General features: G+C 58.5%; 25 protein-coding genes and 1 pseudogene. 6 read left to right on the forward strand and 20 right to left on the reverse strand.

Going from position 1 to position 18,561, the window contains the following annotated elements; genetic code table 11:
* Position 1 precedes the first annotated feature (1 nt).
* The gene (locus E0L20_RS03670; protein WP_131632738.1) at positions 2-934 is read right to left on the reverse strand and encodes a LysR family transcriptional regulator; all 933 of its coding nucleotides are present in this window, start codon (positions 932-934) and stop codon (positions 2-4) included.
* Positions 935-1,033: 99 nt separating this feature from the next.
* On the opposite strand from E0L20_RS03670, the gene E0L20_RS03675 reads away from it, so the two are divergent.
* Positions 1,034-1,468: a DMT family transporter gene (locus E0L20_RS03675; RefSeq protein ID WP_131632813.1), complete on the forward strand. Its 435-nt coding sequence runs from the start codon at positions 1,034-1,036 to the stop codon at positions 1,466-1,468.
* 4 nt (positions 1,469-1,472) lie between these two features.
* The gene (locus E0L20_RS03680; protein WP_131632739.1) at positions 1,473-1,931 is read left to right on the forward strand and encodes a DMT family transporter; all 459 of its coding nucleotides are present in this window, start codon (positions 1,473-1,475) and stop codon (positions 1,929-1,931) included.
* Between the two features lies 1 nt (position 1,932).
* On the opposite strand, the gene E0L20_RS03685 is transcribed toward E0L20_RS03680, so the two are convergent.
* Genes E0L20_RS03685 through E0L20_RS03720 form a run of 8 tightly spaced genes read right to left on the reverse strand, consistent with a single transcriptional unit; the run spans position 1,933 to position 7,804 of the window.
* Positions 1,933-2,460: a DUF3833 domain-containing protein gene (locus tag E0L20_RS03685; RefSeq protein WP_131632740.1), complete on the reverse strand. Its 528-nt coding sequence runs from the start codon at positions 2,458-2,460 to the stop codon at positions 1,933-1,935.
* Complete coding sequence (locus E0L20_RS03690; protein ID WP_131632741.1) at positions 2,457-2,978, reverse strand: hypothetical protein; 522 nt, start codon at positions 2,976-2,978, stop codon at positions 2,457-2,459. Before E0L20_RS03690 ends, E0L20_RS03685 begins: the two co-directional genes overlap by 4 nt.
* Entirely contained in the window at positions 2,975-3,460 is a 486-nt protein-coding gene (locus E0L20_RS03695) for a DUF2878 domain-containing protein (protein ID WP_131632742.1), read from the reverse strand. Before E0L20_RS03695 ends, E0L20_RS03690 begins: the two co-directional genes overlap by 4 nt.
* Positions 3,457-4,677, reverse strand: coding sequence for an SAM-dependent methyltransferase (locus tag E0L20_RS03700; protein WP_131632743.1), 1,221 nt, complete (start codon positions 4,675-4,677; stop codon positions 3,457-3,459). The genes E0L20_RS03695 and E0L20_RS03700 overlap by 4 nt, the downstream gene beginning before the upstream one ends.
* The gene (locus E0L20_RS03705) at positions 4,674-5,396 is read right to left on the reverse strand and encodes a DUF1365 domain-containing protein (protein ID WP_131632744.1); all 723 of its coding nucleotides are present in this window, start codon (positions 5,394-5,396) and stop codon (positions 4,674-4,676) included. The genes E0L20_RS03700 and E0L20_RS03705 overlap by 4 nt, the downstream gene beginning before the upstream one ends.
* Before the next feature lies 1 nt (position 5,397).
* The gene (locus E0L20_RS03710; protein ID WP_131632745.1) at positions 5,398-6,657 is read right to left on the reverse strand and encodes an NAD(P)/FAD-dependent oxidoreductase; all 1,260 of its coding nucleotides are present in this window, start codon (positions 6,655-6,657) and stop codon (positions 5,398-5,400) included.
* Positions 6,654-7,373 (reverse strand): SDR family NAD(P)-dependent oxidoreductase, encoded by a 720-nt coding sequence (locus E0L20_RS03715; RefSeq protein ID WP_131632746.1) that lies wholly within the window; start codon positions 7,371-7,373, stop codon positions 6,654-6,656. The genes E0L20_RS03710 and E0L20_RS03715 overlap by 4 nt, the downstream gene beginning before the upstream one ends.
* Positions 7,370-7,804, reverse strand: a complete 435-nt coding sequence (locus E0L20_RS03720; protein WP_131632747.1) for a nuclear transport factor 2 family protein — start codon at positions 7,802-7,804, stop codon at positions 7,370-7,372. Before E0L20_RS03720 ends, E0L20_RS03715 begins: the two co-directional genes overlap by 4 nt.
* 257 nt (positions 7,805-8,061) lie before the next feature.
* Between E0L20_RS03720 and E0L20_RS03725 the strand changes: the two genes are divergently transcribed.
* Complete coding sequence (locus E0L20_RS03725; protein ID WP_131632748.1) at positions 8,062-8,259, forward strand: hypothetical protein; 198 nt, start codon at positions 8,062-8,064, stop codon at positions 8,257-8,259.
* Between the two features lies 1 nt (position 8,260).
* Positions 8,261-9,034, forward strand: a complete 774-nt coding sequence (locus tag E0L20_RS03730; RefSeq protein ID WP_131632749.1) for a hypothetical protein — start codon at positions 8,261-8,263, stop codon at positions 9,032-9,034.
* Between the two features lie 10 nt (positions 9,035-9,044).
* Here the strand turns inward: E0L20_RS03730 and E0L20_RS03735 are convergent, their stop codons facing one another.
* Together E0L20_RS03735 and E0L20_RS03740 are read right to left on the reverse strand one after the other, a co-directional pair.
* Positions 9,045-9,557 (reverse strand): GNAT family N-acetyltransferase, encoded by a 513-nt coding sequence (locus E0L20_RS03735; RefSeq protein ID WP_131632750.1) that lies wholly within the window; start codon positions 9,555-9,557, stop codon positions 9,045-9,047.
* Between the two features lie 79 nt (positions 9,558-9,636).
* The gene (locus tag E0L20_RS03740) at positions 9,637-10,236 is read right to left on the reverse strand and encodes a TetR/AcrR family transcriptional regulator (protein ID WP_131632751.1); all 600 of its coding nucleotides are present in this window, start codon (positions 10,234-10,236) and stop codon (positions 9,637-9,639) included.
* Between the two features lie 100 nt (positions 10,237-10,336).
* On the opposite strand from E0L20_RS03740, the gene E0L20_RS03745 reads away from it, so the two are divergent.
* Complete coding sequence (locus tag E0L20_RS03745; protein WP_131632752.1) at positions 10,337-10,804, forward strand: nuclear transport factor 2 family protein; 468 nt, start codon at positions 10,337-10,339, stop codon at positions 10,802-10,804.
* An 11-nt stretch (positions 10,805-10,815) separates the two neighbouring features.
* On the opposite strand, the pseudogene E0L20_RS23995 reads toward E0L20_RS03745, so the two are convergent.
* Positions 10,816-11,001, reverse strand: a pseudogene (locus E0L20_RS23995) (sulfate ABC transporter permease); the annotation flags it as partial.
* Positions 11,002-11,107: 106 nt separating this feature from the next.
* Here E0L20_RS23995 and E0L20_RS03755 point away from each other — a divergent pair.
* A complete protein-coding gene (locus E0L20_RS03755) occupies positions 11,108-11,518 on the forward strand; it encodes an ASCH domain-containing protein (protein ID WP_131632753.1) in 411 nt (136 codons plus the stop codon).
* 89 nt (positions 11,519-11,607) lie between these two features.
* Here E0L20_RS03755 and E0L20_RS03760 read toward each other — a convergent pair whose 3' ends face one another.
* The 8 genes from E0L20_RS03760 to paaH all read right to left on the reverse strand — a co-directional run bounded on the left by E0L20_RS03760 (position 11,608) and on the right by paaH (position 18,560).
* Positions 11,608-11,940, reverse strand: coding sequence for a YebG family protein (locus E0L20_RS03760; protein WP_131632754.1), 333 nt, complete (start codon positions 11,938-11,940; stop codon positions 11,608-11,610).
* A gap of 93 nt (positions 11,941-12,033) precedes the next feature.
* A complete protein-coding gene (locus E0L20_RS03765; protein ID WP_333900975.1) occupies positions 12,034-12,426 on the reverse strand; it encodes a cell envelope integrity TolA C-terminal domain-containing protein in 393 nt (130 codons plus the stop codon).
* 56 nt (positions 12,427-12,482) lie between these two features.
* Positions 12,483-13,079 (reverse strand): phenylacetic acid degradation protein PaaY, encoded by a 597-nt coding sequence (paaY, locus tag E0L20_RS03770; RefSeq protein WP_131632755.1) that lies wholly within the window; start codon positions 13,077-13,079, stop codon positions 12,483-12,485.
* Between the two features lie 9 nt (positions 13,080-13,088).
* Positions 13,089-14,021 carry a phenylacetic acid degradation operon negative regulatory protein PaaX gene (gene paaX / locus E0L20_RS03775; protein WP_131632756.1) on the reverse strand — a complete coding sequence of 311 codons (933 nt, stop codon included), beginning with the start codon at positions 14,019-14,021 and terminating at the stop codon, positions 13,089-13,091.
* Positions 14,022-14,175: 154 nt separating this feature from the next.
* Positions 14,176-15,492 (reverse strand): phenylacetate--CoA ligase PaaK, encoded by a 1,317-nt coding sequence (gene paaK / locus E0L20_RS03780; protein WP_131632757.1) that lies wholly within the window; start codon positions 15,490-15,492, stop codon positions 14,176-14,178.
* 26 nt (positions 15,493-15,518) lie between these two features.
* Positions 15,519-16,724 carry a 3-oxoadipyl-CoA thiolase gene (pcaF, locus tag E0L20_RS03785; RefSeq protein ID WP_131632758.1) on the reverse strand — a complete coding sequence of 402 codons (1,206 nt, stop codon included), beginning with the start codon at positions 16,722-16,724 and terminating at the stop codon, positions 15,519-15,521.
* Complete coding sequence (gene paaI, locus E0L20_RS03790; protein ID WP_131632759.1) at positions 16,724-17,146, reverse strand: hydroxyphenylacetyl-CoA thioesterase PaaI; 423 nt, start codon at positions 17,144-17,146, stop codon at positions 16,724-16,726. The genes pcaF and paaI overlap by 1 nt, the downstream gene beginning before the upstream one ends.
* The gene (gene paaH, locus E0L20_RS03795; protein ID WP_131632760.1) at positions 17,136-18,560 is read right to left on the reverse strand and encodes a 3-hydroxyacyl-CoA dehydrogenase PaaH; all 1,425 of its coding nucleotides are present in this window, start codon (positions 18,558-18,560) and stop codon (positions 17,136-17,138) included. Before paaH ends, paaI begins: the two co-directional genes overlap by 11 nt.
* Position 18,561 lies beyond the last annotated feature (1 nt).

Consider the following 18,561-nt stretch of genomic DNA (forward strand, 5'->3'; position numbering starts at 1 on the left):
CTCAGGTTTGCCAGTACAGCGGCGTGCCGAAGCGCTCAATGTAATAATCAATCACCGCCCTGACGTTAAGGGGCGGATGCCGCGCGTTCGGATAAATCGCCGCAATAGTAAGCGGCTCCGTCGTAATAGAACACTCCAGCCCCGGCATGAGCGCCACCAGCTCGCCGCTTTTCAGCCTTTCGCTCACCATCCAGTCGGGGAATAGCACGATCCCCATCCCGCCCAGCGCGGCAATCAGCAGCGTTTCGGCGTTATTTGAGGTCATCAGCGGGGAAATGGGATAGTGAACCCACGCCTCGCCCGGCTGCCGAATCAGCCATCGGTTAGGACCGGACGAGCCGCGATACAGAAGGCAGCGATGACGGTTAAGATCTTCCGGACCTTGAGGCGCGCCGTGTTTACGCACATAGTCCGGCGAGGCCGCCAGATGATAGAACTGCTGCCCGAATACGCGGGCGTGAAACGAGGAATCCGTGAGCGCGCCGATGCGGAAGATCACGTCAGCGGCGTCACGGTGCGGGTCGATAAAATCGTCGGTGAGCGTGAGCTCGATAGTGAGGCGGGGGTAACGTGCCGAAAGCGTGGGCAGACCCGGCGCAATGTGTCGTTGACCGAAGAAAACCGGGCCGTTGATACGCAGCGTGCCCGACGGCTCACTCGCGCGTTCGTCCAGCTCGCGCCTCGCATCCTCAAGATTCCCCGCCATTGCCCGGGCATACTGAACGAAAAGATGCCCGCTTTCCGTCGGAATAATCGCCCGCGTGTTGCGATAGAAAAGCTGTTGCCCGAGGGCGTCCTCAAGCTGGTGGATGACGCGGGAAACCTGCGACGCCGAGATCCCCTCCCGTCTGGCAACCACCGAAAAATTCTGCGTTTCATAAACCGCGATAAAGATCATCAGCGCGCGAATGTTGATGTTTCCGACGTTAATCATTAATGCATATCCTGCACAGGTGTTTCCTACATTATGGCATTTTTCTCAATGATGATCGGACGTAATCTTCTGGACCTGGAAAAAGGTAGAAGAGGCATTATGCACATCATTTTGATTTTACTGGTTATTGCCGGCGGCATGGGGTTGTCCATTGAAGCTGGCCTGCTGGGTCCGCTGGGCGCAGAGGTCGGCGACCTGTGGGCCGCGTTCAGCATTTTTAGCGTGGGGACGGGGCTGACGTTTTTACTGATGCTATTCTTCAGCCCGCGCAATAGCCCGTCGTTTTTTGCCCAGCCCTCGTGGCATTTGCTCGGCGGCGTGCTCGGCCCGGTCTACGTCATCATCCTCACCGTTGCCACTCCGGCCATCGGCATCGCTATGACCATGATCGGCATTCTGGCGGGGCAGGTATTTAAAAGCCTGATCATCGACCACTACGGCCTGCTGGGTACGCCGCACCGCAGGATCGATACGAAACGCATTATCGCGCTGGCGTTCATTATTGCCGCGCTTATTCTCGTGGCCCAGGGGTAACGTTATGACCGTAATTATGATTATGCTAGCCGTTATCGGCGGCGCGACGCTGAGCGTTCAGGCCGCCATTAACGGGCAGTTAGGCAACAGCGTGGGCGTATTTAAAAGCGCGTTTCTGACCTTTTCAGTGGGCGCGCTGGTAACCGCCCTGCTCATCTTCTTCTTTGAGCCGAAACAGGCGGTTAGCCTGATGGACGTGCCGAAGTGGCAGCTGCTGGGCGCGCTGTGCGGCGTGCCGTACATCGTCGTGATGGTGCTCGCCGTACAGCGCATCGGCACCGCGGTTGCCACGGTGGCGGTCATTCTGGGTCAGCTCAGCATGAGCATGCTGATTGATAACTTCGGCTGGCTGAACAACGAAGCCATTCCGTTTTCAACGAGCCGCCTGGCCGCCGTTCTCTGCCTGAGCATTGCCCTGTACTTCATCTACTCCAGCAATAAATCCCGCCCCGCCAGCGACTAAATCACGCTTTACGGGTAAAGAAGAGCGTCACCGTGGCGACGGTGACGCCAAATTTCTTCATTTCGGTTTTATTGAACAGGTGCGTTCCGTCCTGCAGGTACATCCAGTCGTCGAAGTGCAGCAGCCAGGTTTTACCGTCAGCCTTGACGTTCATGCTGTAGCGCCAGTTGAAGGCGTTCCCCGCCGCCTGGCCGGAGGCGACGCCTTCGATATCGCCTGCCGTCCCTTCATAGCGGTCTGCCGCCACGCGGCGGATATGCCAGACGCGCTGCTGTTTTTCGCCGTCGTCGTAGACAAAATGCTCGGTGAGGGTCAGCGTATCGCCAATGACGTCCCCGGCGATCTCAACGTGAAAGCGGCGGATCTGCTTCCCGCTGCGATCCTGCACCATGCCCCACGCCTCGGTTTTACCCTGGAAATACGTGAAAATGTCCAGCGTCGGCTGCTGCTGACGGTACTCCGTTACCTCCGTGCTGCAGCCTGCCAGCAGCATCGTCAGGGCAAAGGCCGCGATCATAATACGTTTCATTGTTGACCTCCGATGAGCTGCTGGCGCAGTTCGGGATATTGGGTACGGGGATCGAGCCATATTGCCAGAAAACGCGTGCTGAACGCCGCTGACTGAAGTGGCCCGAGTGGAGTAAAAACTGCCTGCGCGGGAGCGCGATACCAGAACTGCCCCTGCCTGTTCTTAAGCACAAACGCCAGCTGTGAACCCGTCGTGACGTCCGGCCAGAGCGTCTCCAGCATGCGAAGCCACGCTTCGCTCTGCGGCTCTTGCTGCACAATGCCCTGCGCCCGCCACTGGTCGCGCGTTGCCTCGACCAGCTCCTCGCGGTCGATATCGCGCGCGTAGGTAATAACCAGCGCACAATCTCCGTTTGCGCCTCCGTAGCGCCCGTCCGGCGTCAGCAGCTGCGAGGTGTAAACGGTGAACGGCCCCCAGGTGAGCGTGGCGCTTCCCACCTTTCGCCAGCCGAGCCAGTCGGCGGCGTATGTCGTTGAGGTGAAAACGACCATGCAGATCAACAGCAACACGGCTCTCATTGTTGTCTCCCCATCAGCAGGTGGAAAAACAGCATCAGCACCAGCCAGCCGGGCGCCATCCAGCTGACGACGATGAAGGTGGGCTCCAGAAACGCAATCGCGCCCAGCCGCTCCCCGATGAGGTAGGCCACCGGCCCGCCCGCGGTTGCCAGCAGCGTTAACATCCAGCCGGGCAAGGTCGTGGTATAGGTCAGGTGCGTCCAGACGACGGCAAACATCAGCCACAGCGCCATCATCCACAGGGGCATCAGCGAGTCGCCCGTAAAGGCAATCAGCCCCGTCACCGCCCAGAGGGCATCGAGCAGGCAGCCCGCGGCGGCAAGTAAAATGGCATACAGCCTGCGCGCAGGCGAGAGCATCAGGCAGGCGACGATCGCCAGCATGATCCAGATAACCAGACCGCGCTCGCGAAACAGCACCACCAGCGTCCAGTAGAGATCGAACGCAATCGCCATCAGGAACACCTGCCCGTAACGTCTCATACGCGTTCCGCAGTCAGCTGAACCACGCTGATGGTGCGGGCGTTAAACCCGGCTTCACAGTAGCCAAAATAGTAAAGCCACATCCGGCGAAAGCGCTCGTCAAACCCCAGCGCTTCGATCTCCTGCCAGGCGTGGACAAAGCGCTGCCGCCAATGGGCCAGCGTGCGGGCGTAGTCCGGCCCCATGTCGAAAAGGTTGCGCACCACAAAATCGGTGTGGCGCGTCATCAGCTCGTTCATGGCGGTGATGCTCGGTAAAAAGCCGCCGGGAAAGATGTAGCGCTGGATAAAATCGACGCTTTTGCTGTAGGCGCGGTAGCGCTGGTCCTGAATGGTGATGGCCTGGATCGCCATGCGTCCTCCCGGGCGCAGCCGCGCCTGGCAGGTGCGGAAGAACGTCGGGAGATAGTTTTGCCCCACCGCTTCAATCATCTCAATCGACACCAGCTTGTCGTACTGGCCGGTCAGATCGCGATAGTCGCAGAGCAGCACCTCCACGCGGTCCTGCAGCCCGGCGCGGGCGATCCGCTCCGTTGCCCAAAGGTACTGCTCTTTAGAGAGCGTGGTGGTCGTTACCCTGCAGCCGTAATGACGCGCGGCGTACTCCGCCATCGCCCCCCAGCCGGTGCCGATTTCCAGCAGGTGGTCGTCCGGGGTGAGCGCAAGCTGGTCGCACAGGCGCGCCATTTTTGCCTGCTGGGCCGCCGTCAGATCCTGCTCCTCATGGGTAAACAGCGCGCTTGAATAGAGCAGCTCTTTATCGAGGAAATGGGCGTAAAAGGTATTCCCCAGATCGTAATGGGCGGCAATATTGTCTCTCGCCTGCGCGCGCGAGTTGCGGCGCATCCAGTGGCGCAGACGCTCAACCGGCCTGCCGAACAGGCGGAAGCCGTTTTCCAGCCGTCCGAGCACGTCACCGTTGAGGGCCAGGAGCTGCAGAAGCGGCGTAAGCTGGGCAGTTTCCCACTCGCCGTCCATCCAGGCTTCGGACGCAGCAAGGCTACCGCCCGTTAAGACGCGCCAGTAAACCCCCGGCGTCAGGACCTGAACATCAGCGTGTAGCGCAGCGGAGGGGTCGCCAAACTGAAAGGTTTGTGCCCCTTCACGCACGGTGAGCGATCCGCCTCGGATGCCGCTCAACAGGCGGAAAAGCAGCCAGCGCGCGACGCGAACGTTGCGCGGAATATCGGGTTCAAGCGCAAAGACGGGATCGGTCATGAGCGTTCACTCCTGCTGACGGGATGGTTATGCAGCGGCACGCGCTTGAGCCACAGCCTCAGCGCCTGCCAGTAAATGGCGAAAACGGTTTTGAGCGTCATCAGCGGGATCCGCACCAGCATCCGCCGCAGCGACGCGCGCGTAAGCGGCTCCCGGCGAAGCGCCAGCGTGGCGTCAAACACCTTCGTCTCCTGATGGTTCTCAATATGCATGTTGAGGGTGTTATCTGGGCTGTTGAAGCGCCAGTGGTAAACCATCTCCATCGGGTTAAACGGCGAGACGTGGAACGCTTTTTCCGTTGGCTGCGCGTTCTGCCCGTTCACCGCGTAGTAATGCCGCTCGTTCCAGGGCGTATTGCGCACCTCGGCGAGCACCCAGCGCAGGCTTTCTGCCCGGTCATAGCAGTAGTAAAAATTGACCGGATTAAAATGAAAGCCGAAGTAGCGCAGCTGCGTCAGGAGCATCACGCGCCCGTCCGGGCGCTCGCCGGTCAGGCTCTGCAGGCGCGCAAGCACGTTCGCCTTTAGCGGCGCGCCCAGCGGGTAATCCGCATCGTAGAACGAGGCGGCGGCAAACCGGTTGCGGCGCACGCCAGCGGCGGGCAGCGCAGCAAGCTCGTCGAGATCCAGCCAGGCCATAAAGATGGTGTAGGTAAAGTCGTGCGCTTTCGGCTGCAGCCGGCGGTGGCGCAGCGCGCCGTGATAAAGGCAGCTATTCATCTCAGTTGCCCTCCTCTGCCGCCAGACCGTGCACCACGTCCAGCGCGCTGCGCACGCCGTCTTCGTGAAAACCGTTGTACCAGTACGCGCCGCAGAACCAGCTCCGGTTATGGCCGTTGATCTCGCCGCGACGCGCCTGCGCGCGCCAGCTTTTAGGATTGAACAGCGGGTGTTCATAGACAAAGCGCTTCAGGACGAAACGTTCATCCACCGGCGTTTCAGGGTTCAGGGTGACGCAGAACAGCGGGCTTCCGGCGGGCAGCCCCTGCAGAATATTCATGTTGTAGGTGACGCAGGCGCTGGCCCGATCCCGCTCGCTCAGGCGGTAGTTCCAGCTCGCCCAGGCGCGCTCGCGCACCGGCAGCCAGCGTTTGTCGCTGTGTAGCACCACCTCGTTGCGCTGCCAGCCAATATCCCCCAGCACCTCACGTTCTGCGGGCGTCGGATCGTCCAGCATCGCCAGCGCCTGCCCGGAATGGCAGGCAAAGATCGCCCGATCGAAGGTGTGGCTTTCGTTGTCCAGCCGGATCGTGACGCCCCGCTCGTCGCGGCTCACCCGCTGCACGGGCGCGTTCAGGCGTAACGTTACGCGGTTTCCGAGCTTGTCGAGCATCGCGCGGATGTACTCCCGCGATCCGCCGGGCACCACGTACCACTGCGGACGGTGGGTGACGTCGAGCAGGCCGTGGTTTTCGAAGAAACGCAGGAAAAGCGGCAGCGGGAAGCGCTTCATCTCCTGCAGCGACGACGACCAGATGGCCGCCCCCATCGGCAGAATGTAGTGACGCGCGAAAAACGGCGTAAAGCGATGCCGTTCGAGAAAGGTCTCCAGCGTGGCGTGGGGATCAACGTTCGCCGCCAGCACCTGTTTCGCCAGCCGGTTAAAGCGCACGATCTCCTTCAGCAGCGACCAGAACGCCGGGTTCACCAGATTACGACGCTGGGCAAACAGCGACGTCAGGGTGTGCCCGTTGTACTCCAGCCCCGTCTTCGGATTGTGCACCGAAAAGCTCATCTGCGTTTTCTGCCCGCTGATGCCCAGCTCGCTGAGCAACCCCATAAAGCGCGGATAGGTGCGATCGTTGTAGACGATAAAACCGGTGTCTATGGCGTAGTACGCCTGCGGCGTGGAGACGTCTACCGTCGCGGTGTGTCCACCCGGCGTGGCTCCGGCCTCAAACACGGTGACCTGATGGTGGCCGGCCAGCCGCCAGGCGCAGGTTAATCCGGCAATGCCGCTGCCGATAATGGCGATGTTCATGACCGCACCATCCTGCGCAGGAGCGCATTCTGCATAAACGCGGGTAGCCCTGACAGCAGCCGTAAAATCAGGCCAAACCCGGTGGGGAATCCAATGTGTTTTTTATTTTTCTCCAGCCCGGCACGAATCGCCTTCACCGCGTCTTCAACGCTCACCTTTCCCGGCATGGCGAAATCATTTTTTTGGGTCAGCGGCGTATCGACAAATCCGGGTGAAACGACGGTCACGCCGATCCCTTTCGGTTCCCAGTCGAGGCGCAGCGTTTCGGCGAACCAGGTTAAGGCGACTTTCGACGCGCCGTAGGCTTCGGCTCGCGGGAAGTGCAGCCAGTGCGCCATCGAGCTGACCAGGACCACGCGGTTGCCCGCCGCCAGCTGCGGCTGAAGCGCGGCCAGGCAGTTAACCGGGCCGAGGACATTGGTGGTCATCACCCGCTCCACCAGCGCGGCATCCACCACGCCGCGGTCGAAGTATTCGCAGGTTCCGGCGCAGAGGATGACCGTATCGGCATACAGCCCCGTCAGGGCCTGGCGACAGGCGTCCCTGTCCGTCATATCGAACAGGCGCACGGTGATGTTGGGGCTGTGCTGATGCAGGGCTTCAAGACGCGACGGATCGCGCCCGCAGGCAATGACGTGATAGCCGTCATCCGCATAGGACCTCGCCAGCCCGGCGCCAATGCCGGAGCTCGCGCCGGTGATAAGTATCGTATTCATGATTTCACCCTGCGCTTCACGCCGCGCACCGCCCAGCCGAGTACGGGAAGATGTTCATAGATCATCTCTCCGGCGTCGTAGTAATCCCGCTGACGGACGATCAGATCGTTTTCGACGTCCACCACCGAACAGCCCGGTAGCTCAAGCTTCTCTCCCCCGGCAATGCGCGGATGCGACCAGTGCATCGTCCAGGTGACGACAAAACGGCGTTCGTTACTCAGCGGGGGATCGATGGAAAAACGGCAGTTTTCCACGTTAGCCAGCAGATGGGTAAAGTAGCGCTGGATCGCAAATAGCCCATTATGCTCACCGAACGGGTCGATAAGCGTGGCTTCGGGGTCATAAAGCCCCGCCAGCGCCGACGGTGGCTGGCTATCCAGCGCGGTGTAGTAATCAACAAATCGACTGATGACGGTGGGCAACGTGCTCATGGGTCACATCCTGGCTGTAAACAACGTGGCGTAATCGCATAATTAAAACTTACACAATCATCGTTACTTGTCCAAGTTTGTGTATAAATTTATTTTTTTACCTATATATTTCAATAGATTAAAAAGTTGGCTATACGTGCATTTTTTCCGCCGAAATAAAAACCCTGCCGCTCGGCAGTGCTTTTAGGGAAAACCTTAAGGCGAACTTGTCATTTATCTTCCAGGCTTATCCTTTTTATTCATAAGGATGCTTCACGATGAGACGTTTCTTTCTCTCTCTCTTTTCAAGCCCGGAATCGTTGCTTCAGGTGATGACGCAGCAGGAGATTATTGAAGCCGTCGAGGACGGTGACCGCATCATTATCGATCAGGACGGGAACGCCTCGGTGAACTACAAAAGCAACGAGGTGCGTCGGGATTTCCTGCGCCACGTCACCGCGCTGAAGAGGGCCTGATATGGGAACGGCGATCTTTATGGTGCTGATGGTGTGCGGGTACTGGTACACCAGCCGCGATCTCTCAACCCGCTTTAAAATCAAACGCTCCTTCGGCTGGGACGTCTATTTTCTCGTCGCGCTGTATGGCTGTATTTTCGTTTTACAGGGCGTCATTGCCACCGGCCTGCTCTGGCTGCTGCTGTTCGCGCTTTCGGCAGCGGACAATAGCTTCCACTTTACCTCGCAGAAATATGCCGACTGGCAGATTGATTTTATGAACTGGAGCTTCCTGGGAATTCAGGCACCGGTGGTGGTAATGCTGGCGTTCGCGATCCTGTTTTGTCTTTATCGCTCCAACTGGGCAGGCAGCGCGAGGCTGGACGGTGAAGGCAGGAAAAAATTGTATAAGCGCCTGGCGCAGTCGAGCGGTATTGAGCAGCTGCTTTACCAGTGCATGGAGCAAGGCGAGCTGGCGCAGGTGGCGCTGAGGTCGCGGCGGATTTATGTCGGCATGATCCATACCGCCACGCTGGAGTATGAAAAGACGGCCAACATCGTGCTGATCCCGATGCTTAGCGGCTATCGCGACGAAAAAACGATGAACCTGCGCATCGAAAATAACTACAGCAAATGGTACGACGAACATGACATTACGCTTGATTCGGAACCCCGCAGCGCCATGGATTTCCGCAAGGTCATTTTGCTCAATCAGATTGAGAGTATCTCACTCTTCGACCCCGCCAGCGCCAGCGCGCTGGAGATGGCCCCGGAGGAGGAACACGACGAACGGTAGCGAGAAACGGCTATAAAGTCAGTCTCATAATTTTCAGCATGCTCCGCTGAGACGCGGTTTCAAACGCGACCTCGTTGACGCAGAGCATCCCCTGTTTTTGATAGAATCGATAGGCCCCTTCGTTCTGCTCGAGCACTTCCAGCCATAGTATCGCTTTGCCCTTATTTCTGGCGAGCTGAACCATTTGTTCAAACATTACCTGACCATAATTTTTGCCCGTCTCAGCGGGAGCCAGATAAATTTTATTAAGCAGTACACCAACCTCGCCGGTGCCCGGCATCGCGGCTTCCCATGAGACCTTTGTAAAACCTATCGGGCGATCGGTTTGTGCCACATACCACGTGATACCTTCCTCCCTCAGGCTTTTTTCGAGCACCGGGAGAGCAAACTCCCCGGCGAGAAAATCGTTCATTTCTGCTTCTGATACCCACAGAGGTGCAAAGGGTGCAGGATAGATTTCATAGCCTAAATCGCTCAGCAACTGTGAATCGGCTGAGGTGGCCTCGCGTAAACGTAGGGTCATGTTGTTATCCTTGCTTAGAATTCCGCTCAGTATTACGTAAGCACGGCCATTAATAAACCGGCTCGTGTTGTTGAGCCGATTACACCTCGCCCTCAGCGGCGCAGTCGATAATTTTCTCCAGCCCGCTCTTAAGCCGTTCGATAATATCCTCGATATCCATGCCCATTTGCGCATGAATTATGGCACCGTCGATCAGAATCATGATTTCATCAAGCCGTGGGGCGTCGGAAATACGGGTTAGCGCCGCAATCTTTTCTTTTGCTTCCATTTTATGCCTGCGGCAAATGTCTTTTATTTCGCTCTCAATATCTTCGGATTTCGCTTCTGCGCTGGCGTTAATAAAAGCGCAACCGTGGAACAGAGGCGAAGTGAACCATTCATAAAGCGTTGCCGATATGGCCTCTGACGATGCTTTCCCCTTCTCGACATTCAGGCGCAGCGCGGTCTCGAACCAGTCAATCCATACTTCATGCCGGTAGTTTAAATAGGCCAGAATGAGCAGGCTTTTACTCGGAAAATGGCGATAAAACGTCACCTTCGTCACGTGCGCCTGCTTGATGATGGTATCCACGCCCGTTGCCTTAAACCCGGTGGTATAAAACAGCTCGTGCGCGGTAAGCACTATTTTATCCCGGACGCTCAATTTCCCGTCGTTATTCTTGCTGGATGTGTTTTCCAAATTCCGGCCTCCATTGACATGTTGACAGCGTTATTTTTCAGGCATAGATTAACGCAAGTAGACAGACCTGTCTACTTAATAGCAACCTGAGGAATGAATCATGAACATCCGTCCACCGCTACCTCCCTTTACGCGCGAAACTGCAATTGAAAAAGTCCGGCTGGCTGAGGATGGCTGGAATAGCCGCGACCCTGCCAAAGTTGCCCTTGCCTACTCTCTGGATACCCAATGGCGTAACCGCGCGGAATTTGCGACTAACCGCGAGGAGGCCCAGGCATTTCTGGACCGCAAATGGAAGAAAGAGCTGGACTATCGCCTGATAAAAGAGCTTTGGGCATTTACCGAAAACCGCATAGCCGTGCGCTATGCCTATGAATGGCATGATGATTCAGGCAACTGGTATCGTTCTTACGGCAATGAAAACTGGGAGTTTAACCAGGACGGGCTAATGACCCGCCGTTTCGCCTGCGTCAATGACATGCCGATCGGCGAATCGCAGCGGCTATTCCACTGGCCTCTCGGCAGACGCCCTGACGATCATCCCTCTTTGAGCGATCTGGGGCTGTAGGCAGCTGAACCCTATCGAAAATTTGGGGAACGTCGCAGAAGTTGACCCGCTATTACAGGGAGAACAAAGAATGATGACCAACACTGCCAAAGCCATTTTTGCAGATTGGTATACAGCTTTACAGGTATACCCTGCGGGAAATAAGCAAAAATCATAACGATCCCGAATTCGCCTACCGCGCGAACCCAGGCGAGCGTGCCACCACGATAAAGTAAGATTCCGATCTGCTGGCAGCAACGCTTCATCGTTAATACAATCGGTGCTCAACAACGTCTCTATTCTTTACGCTCAGGATCTCTTTTGATGATTACGGTAGATGAATTAAAGGTGAAATACCCCGACGCCAGCGCCTGCCAAATGGGCGATAGCCCGGAACTCGCAAACGCGCTTGCTGCGCTTATCAAAACAGGAAAAAAAACGGCCTCCTGCGGATCTTATACTTCTTACCTTAAGGAAGGATCTGCCCCCTTGATCGGGAGCTATAACATCATTCTTGACGGCCAGGATGTTCCGGCATGCGTCATCAGGTTGGTATCAATGCGGCTGGTGCGTTTTTGTGACGTTACCGCCGAGTTTGCCCGCAAAGAAGGTGAAGGCGATCTGAGCCTGGAGTATTGGCAGAGGGAACACCAGCGCTTTTTTGAGCGTGAAAGCCACTTTTCGCAGGATATGGAGCTTGTTGCAGAAGAGTTTGAGGTCGTGGACGTTCTTTAAACTGACAGAGATGAGTAAGACACGATCCCAGAAGCCGTAAGTGATTTTCTGCTCACGGCTACGGGATCGGCGATGACGTGCTCAGTCGGTCAGGCAGCCTTAACGGCTCTGATTTTTTTACCGCCCGCCGCCTCTGGCTCCGCATCCTCTGGCTCCGCATCCTCAGCTGGCGCTGCGGCGCTGAGATCGGGGAGTTTGCTGGTTCGCAGTATGTGCTGAACGGTTTCTTTTTGTTCAGCGAGGTAGAGCCCAAGATCCTCGGCCTGCTTCTCTTCCATCTCCATTCCGCTTTGCAACAGCCAGTCGGTGAACGCTTCTGCCATATCGAGCAGTTTGTCATAAGCGTCAGCCTCTTTCTTACTGGCAAAAGTCATTTTCTCTTCACCTTTTCTTACGACAACAAATTTTGTTTCAACAGCCATTATACGCCCCTCACACTGTAATTATATACAGTATAGCAGTTCCAGATTTATCCTGCAGCCAAAATGTTAGTACGTCTCGTACAGCCCCTTCAATTAACCACGCATGTCAAAGCCGGCTCGTTGAAAATCACGGTAGACGTCAGGGTGCGTAAAGGGCGGGAAGGTGGCTTTCCGGGCCGCAGCTTTTAGCGCTTCGCAGTATTCTTTATTGCCGCTGCTGGTTGATATCTCTGTCGCGGTGCCATCCTCGGCAAAGGCAAGATGCAGCCTGCATTGCTTCCCTTTCCAGCGCTGAGGGTCAGCGATTTGTGCATTCACTGCATCCCTGATGCCACGCGCCTGCGCGCCCCATTCATCCCGGTCGTCCCAGCGCCCGGAACTGCAGCTGCCCGTTGCCGTGGTTTTATGGCATCCCGAAGGCTGCAGCGGCGCACATCCCGCGAGAAGAGTTGCCACACATGCCAACATAAAAACGTGCTTTTTCATATAAGCGATCTCACTCCTTGATCGTGTATCAATACTATCCACCCGATAGTAGCATCTTACCCCGCGGACTTCGGCCTCAAATTCTCATCAAACGTCAGGCGTTTGCGCCCTTCTTCTACTTCGCGCAGCGGCTCCACCTGATGCATCGTCTGCTTACAGCGATCCACCAGCACCTGATATTCACGCGTGCCCTGCTTCTTCCATTCGATTTCCTGCGCGCTCAGTTCCCGAATCGCTTTGGCCGGGCTGCCGATAATGAGATGGTTTGCGGGCATGTCAGCTTTAGCCTTCACGAATGCCGCCGCGCCGACGATGCTGTTCTCACCGATCGCCGCGCCGTCCATCACCACCGCATTCATCCCGACGAGGGCGTTACGGCGGATAATACACCCGTGCAGGATGGCGCTATGGCCGATATGCCCGTCCTCTTCCACCACGGTGTCCTGCTCCGGGAAGCCGTGCATCACGCAGTTGTCCTGAATGTTGGCACCGTCTTTAATGACGATACGGCCAAAATCACCGCGCAGGCTGGCGTTAGGGCCAACGTAAACGCCTTTGCCCAGAATCACGTCACCAATCAGCACCGCGGTTGGGTGAACGTAGCTTTCCTCAGGAACCACCGGCGTTAAACCGTCAATCTGATAAACAGGCATTGCCACTCCTTACGTATTAAGGCCGCCAAAGCGTTGATAGTAGAGCGTACCGGGCACGGGCAGTTCGCCCACGGAGGTCTCCCCCTTTTCGCTGACAAACGCCAGCGCCCCCGGCGCGACGCGCTGGTAGATGTTGATACAGAGCTGCCGCGCGCTTTGACCCGCCCAGTGCGCGGGGAGGAGTTCCTCCGGCAGGAGCGGATCTTTTAGCACCACGCGGCGATAAAAATGAATCAGCAGCAGCTGGATCTGGAAGCAGCGTTCCGGGGTAAGATCCTCCGGCTCGGCCTCCTTCAGCAGCGGCAGCAGCGGGCGGAATGAGTCGATAAACGTCTCGTACATGGCGTTTTGTTCGGTGAGCTGCCAGCACTCTTCCACGCGCGAGCGCAGCGCCGCGCGGGAAAGCGCCAGCGGTGAGTGCGCTTCAAAGAAGATAACGTTTTCCGCCACCCCGGCATCGTGAAGCAGCGACTGCACGTCGGCCAGATGCTGCGACGGCGAGGCCATCAGGCTCGGCGCCAGCGTGCCAAACCCCTGCCAGATCAGCTGTTTTTTCACATCCGCGAGCGTGTTTTTATCCAGCCCCTCGGACAAAAGCAGCAGCCATTTACCGTCCCAGGCGGGCAGCTCCGCACGGTAGATTTTGCTCTCCGCACGGCGGGTCAGGCGCAGCCCCTTGTCGCTCAGGCGATAAAAGCTGCGACGCCCGATGCGGGAAACGTCCAGCCATCCCTCTTTATTGAGGCGAAACAGCGCGGTACGTACGAAGCGCTCGCCAAACCCCATTCCCTCCAGCAAAGCCGCCAGGCTGCCGAGCCAGATTTCCCCCCCGCGATGGGACAGCGCGTCGCCGTACAGCGAGGAGATGAGCGATGTCCCGCTGATGGGAACAGAGCTGACGGCGTGCTGGATAAAGACGTCGAGTTTATTCATGTGATTCATTATGTTGTATTTTTTAGGCTGGATGAATCATAGCACAGGAATCTGGGGTTTCCCCCTCACCCTGACCCTCTCCCCAAAGTGGAGAGGGAAAAAGACCGCACCGGCTGTCCCTTCTCCCCTCTGGGGAGAAGGTTAGGATGAGGGGTTAGGTGTTTTAACCGTTGGCCGCAACCTTACGCAAATCAAACACCCGGCAGGCTTTGCCCTCCGAGCGCGGAATGCTGCCGCAGTTGACGATCGTCACGTCCGTGGAGATCCCCACCATCGATTTGATGCGGTGGCGCAGCTGGTGACACACCTGGCAGCGCTGTTCGGGTGAGAGCGTCAAGCTACTCTGTTTCAGCTCAACCTTCACCGAAAGTGAATCAAGATGCCCGCGGCGGTTTACCTCCAGCTGGTAGTGCGGCGAGAGGTGTTCGAACTTAACGATCTCCTCTTCCAGCTGCGACGGGAAGACGTTCACGCCGCGAATAATAAGCATATCGTCGCTGCGGCCGCTGATGCGGTCCATTCGGCGCATGGTGCGCGCGGTGCCCGGCAGCAGGCGCGTCAGGTCGCGGGTGCGGTAACGGATCACGGGCAGCGCCTCTTTGGTCAGGGTGGTGAACAGCAGTTCGCCCTGCTCTCCATCTCCCAGCGGCGTGCCGTCGTTCGGGTTGACGATTTCCGGGTAGAAGTGGTCTTCCCAGATGGTCGGCCCGTCGGCGGTTTCAAGACACTCCATCGCCACGCCCGGCCCCATCACTTCGGACAGGCCATAAATATCGAGCGCGGTAATGCCTAAGCGTTTTTCAATTTCCCGGCGCATGGCCTGCGTCCACGGCTCCGCGCCAAACACGCCGACGCGCAGGGAGCAGGCGCTGGCATCACCGCCCATCTGGCGCTCCAGCTCTTCGATCAGGTTCAGGCAGTAGGACGGCGTCACCATGATCATATCCGGCTGGAAGTCGCGGATCAGCTGCGCCTGTTTTTCCGTCTGGCCGCCGGACATCGGGATCACCGTCGCGCCTAAGCGCTCGGCACCGTAGTGCGCGCCCAGCCCGCCGGTAAACAGCCCGTAGCCGTAGGCCACGTGAATTTTGTCCTTCGCGCTGCCGCCTGCCGCGCGGAGGGAACGGGCCACGATATTGGCCCAGTTGTCGATATCATTTTGGGTGTATCCCACCACCGTCGGCTTGCCGGTGGTGCCTGAGGAGGCGTGAATACGCACCACCTGCTCCATCGGCACCGCAAAGGTATCAAACGGATAGTTATCGCGCAGATCCTGTTTGGTGGTGCAGGGGAATTTTTGCAGGTCGGCCAGCTCGTTAAAGTCGTCAGGGTGCACGCCCGCCGCGTCAAACTTGCGTTTATACATCGGAACGTTGCTATAGGCGTGGTGTAGCGTCCACTTCAGGCGCTCGGTTTGCAGCGCCTGTAACTCGTCAAGGGAGGCCGTTTCAATCGGATCAAGCTTTGTTGTATTTGTCATTGTAGGGTGCTCACAGAGTAATTTGATCAAACACGCTCAAGGATCATGGCGATGCCCTGACCCACACCGATGCACATCGTACACAGCGCATAGCGCCCGCCGCGTCGGTGCAGTTCGTTGCTTGCCGCCAGCGCCAGCCTGGCACCGCTCATGCCCAGCGGGTGGCCCAGCGCAATCGCGCCACCGTTCGGGTTGACGTGCCCGGCGTCGTCCGGCAGGCCCAGCTGACGCAGCGCGCCCAGCGCCTGCGACGCAAAGGCTTCGTTCAGCTCAATGACGTCCATATCGTTAATGCTTAATCCAGCGCGCTCCAGCACCTTGCGGGTAGCAGGCACCGGGCCTAGCCCCATCAAACGCGGCTCCACGCCCGCCGTCGCCATCGCCACGATGCGGGTTCGCGGGACTAAGCCCTGCGCCAACGCCATCTGCTCGCTGGCGATAATCAGCGCCGCGGCGCCGTCGTTCACGCCGGAGGCGTTCCCCGCCGTCACCACGCCGTTTTTACGGAACGGGGTTTTGAGCGCCGCAAGCTGTTCCAGGGTGGTGTCCGCGCGGGGATGTTCATCCACGCTGACTTCCGTCACTACCCCTTTTTTACCCGGCACCCGCACCGGGACAATTTCCTGTGCCAGAATGCCGTTCTGCTGCGCCTGAGCGGTACGCTGCTGGCTGCGCAGCGCAAACGCGTCCTGATCGTCACGGCTAATTTTTAACAATTCAGCTACATTCTCTGCCGTTTCCGGCATGCTGTCAGTTCCGAATTGCTGATGCATGAGCGGATTCACAAATCGCCAGCCGATGGTGGTATCGAAGATCTCCGCCTGGCGCTGGAATGCTGCGGTCGCTTTGCCCATCACGAACGGCGCGCGGGACATGGACTCTACGCCGCCGGCAATCAGCAGGTCGCCATCACCGGCCTTAATTGCGCGCGCCGCAAAGCCGATGGCATCCAGCCCGGAGCCGCACAGGCGGTTGATCGTGGTGCCGGAAACCGTCTGCGGTAATCCCGCCAGCAGCGCCGACATGCGGGCCACGTTGCGGTTATCCTCCCCGGCCTGGTTCGCGCAGCCGAATATCACGTCGTCAATGCGTTCCAGATCGAGCTGCGGATAGCGCGCCAGCAGTTCACGCAGCGGCACCGCGCCCAGGTCGTCCGCGCGAACGCTGGATAATGCCCCGCCGTAGCGACCGACCGGGGTACGAACACCGTCACAAATAAATGCGTCACGCATCAGGCTTCTCCTGTCACACTGCCGCCAATGCGGTGAGATTTACCGCGAAAGAGAGCGACCGTTTTCTGTTGTTGGTTTTGGATTTCAATGTCGTACACGCCGGTCAGCTTGCCCTGATGCTTCACCCGCGCGGTGGCGGTGAGCTTATCCCCGGCAAAGCCCGGACGCAGAAAGTCGATGGAGCAGCCGGACGCCACCGCCGCCAGGCCCTGGCTGTTACAGGCGTAGGCAAAGGCGGTGTCCGCCAGCGAAAACAGCTGGCCGCCGTGGCAGGTTTTATGGCCGTTGAGCATCTGCGGCGTGATGGTCATGGTCACCACCGCATAGCCTTCATCCATGTCGACAATGTCCATTCCCATCGCCTGCGCGCAGGCGTCCCGTTCGTACATCGCGCGGGCGTTATGCCAGGCGTTATGACTCATGGCTACTCTCCAGAAGCGCACGCTGGCGCAGCAGTGAACAGGGGCGATAGCGTTCCTCGCCGTAGTGACGCTGCAGGTTCTCCAGCAGCGTGAGCAGGCGCTGCCAGCCCAGACGCTCGCCCCAGGCGATCGGCCCGCTGGGGTAGTTCACGCCCAGACGCATGGCGGTATCGATGTCTTTCTCGCTGGCGACCCCTTTTTGCAAGGCGTCCAGCGCTTCGTTGGCAATCATCGCCACCGTGCGCCAGATAAGCAGGCCGGGATAATCAGCGATGTGCAGCACCCGATACCCCTGCTGCTGCAGGTGCCGGACCGCTTTTTGCGTGGCGGCGTGTGGATTGCCAGACGCCGCCGCAATCACGGCCACGTCGCGTTCGAGACGATCGATCACCACCACCGGGCAGCTGTGCTTAACGGCCAGCGACTGCGCCGTTTCGCCCTGCGTTTCAATCAGCAGCACCTCGTCAATTTGCGTGACGCCGTCACCTCTTCTATGCACGCCGATCGGGCTGAAGCTGTCGTTTACGGCATCAACCCACCGCGCTGTCGTTTTCTCACCCAGCCAGTCGTAGACGCCCTTCCCGCTTTTTTTGCCCAGCCTTCCCGCCAGCACCAGCTCCTGCTGCACCAGCGACGGCAGAAAGCGGCGCTCCTGCCAGAAGGCGTTAAACACCGAGCAGGTCACGGCAAAGTTAACGTCCTGACCAATCATGTCGGTCAGCTCCAGCGGCCCCATCGGGAAGCCGCCGCCCTCGCGCAGCGCGGCATCGATAATCTCGGGCGCGGCCACCTGCTCTTCCAGCGCGCGCCAGGCCTCGGAGTAGAACGGACGCGCCACGCGGTTGACGATGAACCCCGGCGTTGACTGACAGCGCACCGGCTGTTTTCCCCAGTTCATCGCCAGTTCACATAAGACATTCGCCACTTCCGACGAGGTTGCCAGCCCGCTCACCACTTCCACCAGCTTCATGACCGGTGCCGGATTGAAGAAGTGCAGCCCCGCCACGCGTTCAGGGTGGCGAATATCGGCGGCGATCGCCGTAACGGAGATGGAGGAGGTGTTGCTGGTCAGCAGCGTCTGCGGCGGGCAGATCTCCGCCAGCCTGGCAAACAGCGCTTTTTTTACCTCCAGGCGCTCGGACGCCGCCTCAATAACCAGATCCGCCGCCGCGAGGGCGTCGATGTCGGTCACCGGAACCAGCCGGGCGAGGATTTGCGCGCTGGCCTCTGCGGAGAGCTTGCCGCGCGATACCCGTGAAGCCAGGCGCTGGCGGATGCCGTCAATCGCGCGGGAAACGGCGTCAGCAGAAATATCGTGGATCAGCACCTGATGGCCGTGGCTTGCCGCCACTTCCGCGATACCGGCCCCCATGGTGCCGCTGCCTATCACGGCGACAGTATTAATGTTCACCATC

This window comes from Enterobacter wuhouensis (assembly GCF_004331265.1).
GTDB classification, from domain to species: Bacteria; Pseudomonadota; Gammaproteobacteria; order Enterobacterales; family Enterobacteriaceae; genus Enterobacter; species Enterobacter wuhouensis.

Bases quoted from the DNA above. Each gene is read 5' to 3' on its own strand.
- E0L20_RS03705 (WP_131632744.1), bottom strand. From the start codon at position 5,396: ATGAATAGCTGCCTTTATCACGGCGCGCTGCGCCACCGCCGGCTGCAG.
- E0L20_RS03745 (WP_131632752.1), top strand. From the start codon at position 10,337: ATGAACATCCGTCCACCGCTACCTCCCTTTACGCGCGAAACTGCAATT.
- E0L20_RS03720 (WP_131632747.1), bottom strand. From the start codon at position 7,804: ATGAGCACGTTGCCCACCGTCATCAGTCGATTTGTTGATTACTACACC.
- E0L20_RS03725 (WP_131632748.1), top strand. From the start codon at position 8,062: ATGAGACGTTTCTTTCTCTCTCTCTTTTCAAGCCCGGAATCGTTGCTT.
- E0L20_RS03685 (WP_131632740.1), bottom strand. From the start codon at position 2,460: ATGAAACGTATTATGATCGCGGCCTTTGCCCTGACGATGCTGCTGGCA.
- E0L20_RS03700 (WP_131632743.1), bottom strand. From the start codon at position 4,677: ATGACCGATCCCGTCTTTGCGCTTGAACCCGATATTCCGCGCAACGTT.
- E0L20_RS03680 (WP_131632739.1), top strand. From the start codon at position 1,473: ATGACCGTAATTATGATTATGCTAGCCGTTATCGGCGGCGCGACGCTG.
- pcaF (WP_131632758.1), bottom strand. From the start codon at position 16,724: ATGCGTGACGCATTTATTTGTGACGGTGTTCGTACCCCGGTCGGTCGC.
- E0L20_RS03690 (WP_131632741.1), bottom strand. From the start codon at position 2,978: ATGAGAGCCGTGTTGCTGTTGATCTGCATGGTCGTTTTCACCTCAACG.
- E0L20_RS03675 (WP_131632813.1), top strand. From the start codon at position 1,034: ATGCACATCATTTTGATTTTACTGGTTATTGCCGGCGGCATGGGGTTG.
- paaY (WP_131632755.1), bottom strand. From the start codon at position 13,079: ATGCCTGTTTATCAGATTGACGGTTTAACGCCGGTGGTTCCTGAGGAA.
- E0L20_RS03710 (WP_131632745.1), bottom strand. From the start codon at position 6,657: ATGAACATCGCCATTATCGGCAGCGGCATTGCCGGATTAACCTGCGCC.
- E0L20_RS03695 (WP_131632742.1), bottom strand. From the start codon at position 3,460: ATGAGACGTTACGGGCAGGTGTTCCTGATGGCGATTGCGTTCGATCTC.
- E0L20_RS03760 (WP_131632754.1), bottom strand. From the start codon at position 11,940: ATGGCTGTTGAAACAAAATTTGTTGTCGTAAGAAAAGGTGAAGAGAAA.
- E0L20_RS03735 (WP_131632750.1), bottom strand. From the start codon at position 9,557: ATGACCCTACGTTTACGCGAGGCCACCTCAGCCGATTCACAGTTGCTG.
- E0L20_RS03715 (WP_131632746.1), bottom strand. From the start codon at position 7,373: ATGAATACGATACTTATCACCGGCGCGAGCTCCGGCATTGGCGCCGGG.
- E0L20_RS03765 (WP_333900975.1), bottom strand. From the start codon at position 12,426: ATGAAAAAGCACGTTTTTATGTTGGCATGTGTGGCAACTCTTCTCGCG.
- paaH (WP_131632760.1), bottom strand. From the start codon at position 18,560: ATGGTGAACATTAATACTGTCGCCGTGATAGGCAGCGGCACCATGGGG.
- paaK (WP_131632757.1), bottom strand. From the start codon at position 15,492: ATGACAAATACAACAAAGCTTGATCCGATTGAAACGGCCTCCCTTGAC.
- paaX (WP_131632756.1), bottom strand. From the start codon at position 14,021: ATGAATCACATGAATAAACTCGACGTCTTTATCCAGCACGCCGTCAGC.
- paaI (WP_131632759.1), bottom strand. From the start codon at position 17,146: ATGAGTCATAACGCCTGGCATAACGCCCGCGCGATGTACGAACGGGAC.
- E0L20_RS03730 (WP_131632749.1), top strand. From the start codon at position 8,261: ATGGGAACGGCGATCTTTATGGTGCTGATGGTGTGCGGGTACTGGTAC.
- E0L20_RS03755 (WP_131632753.1), top strand. From the start codon at position 11,108: ATGATTACGGTAGATGAATTAAAGGTGAAATACCCCGACGCCAGCGCC.
- E0L20_RS03670 (WP_131632738.1), bottom strand. From the start codon at position 934: ATGATTAACGTCGGAAACATCAACATTCGCGCGCTGATGATCTTTATC.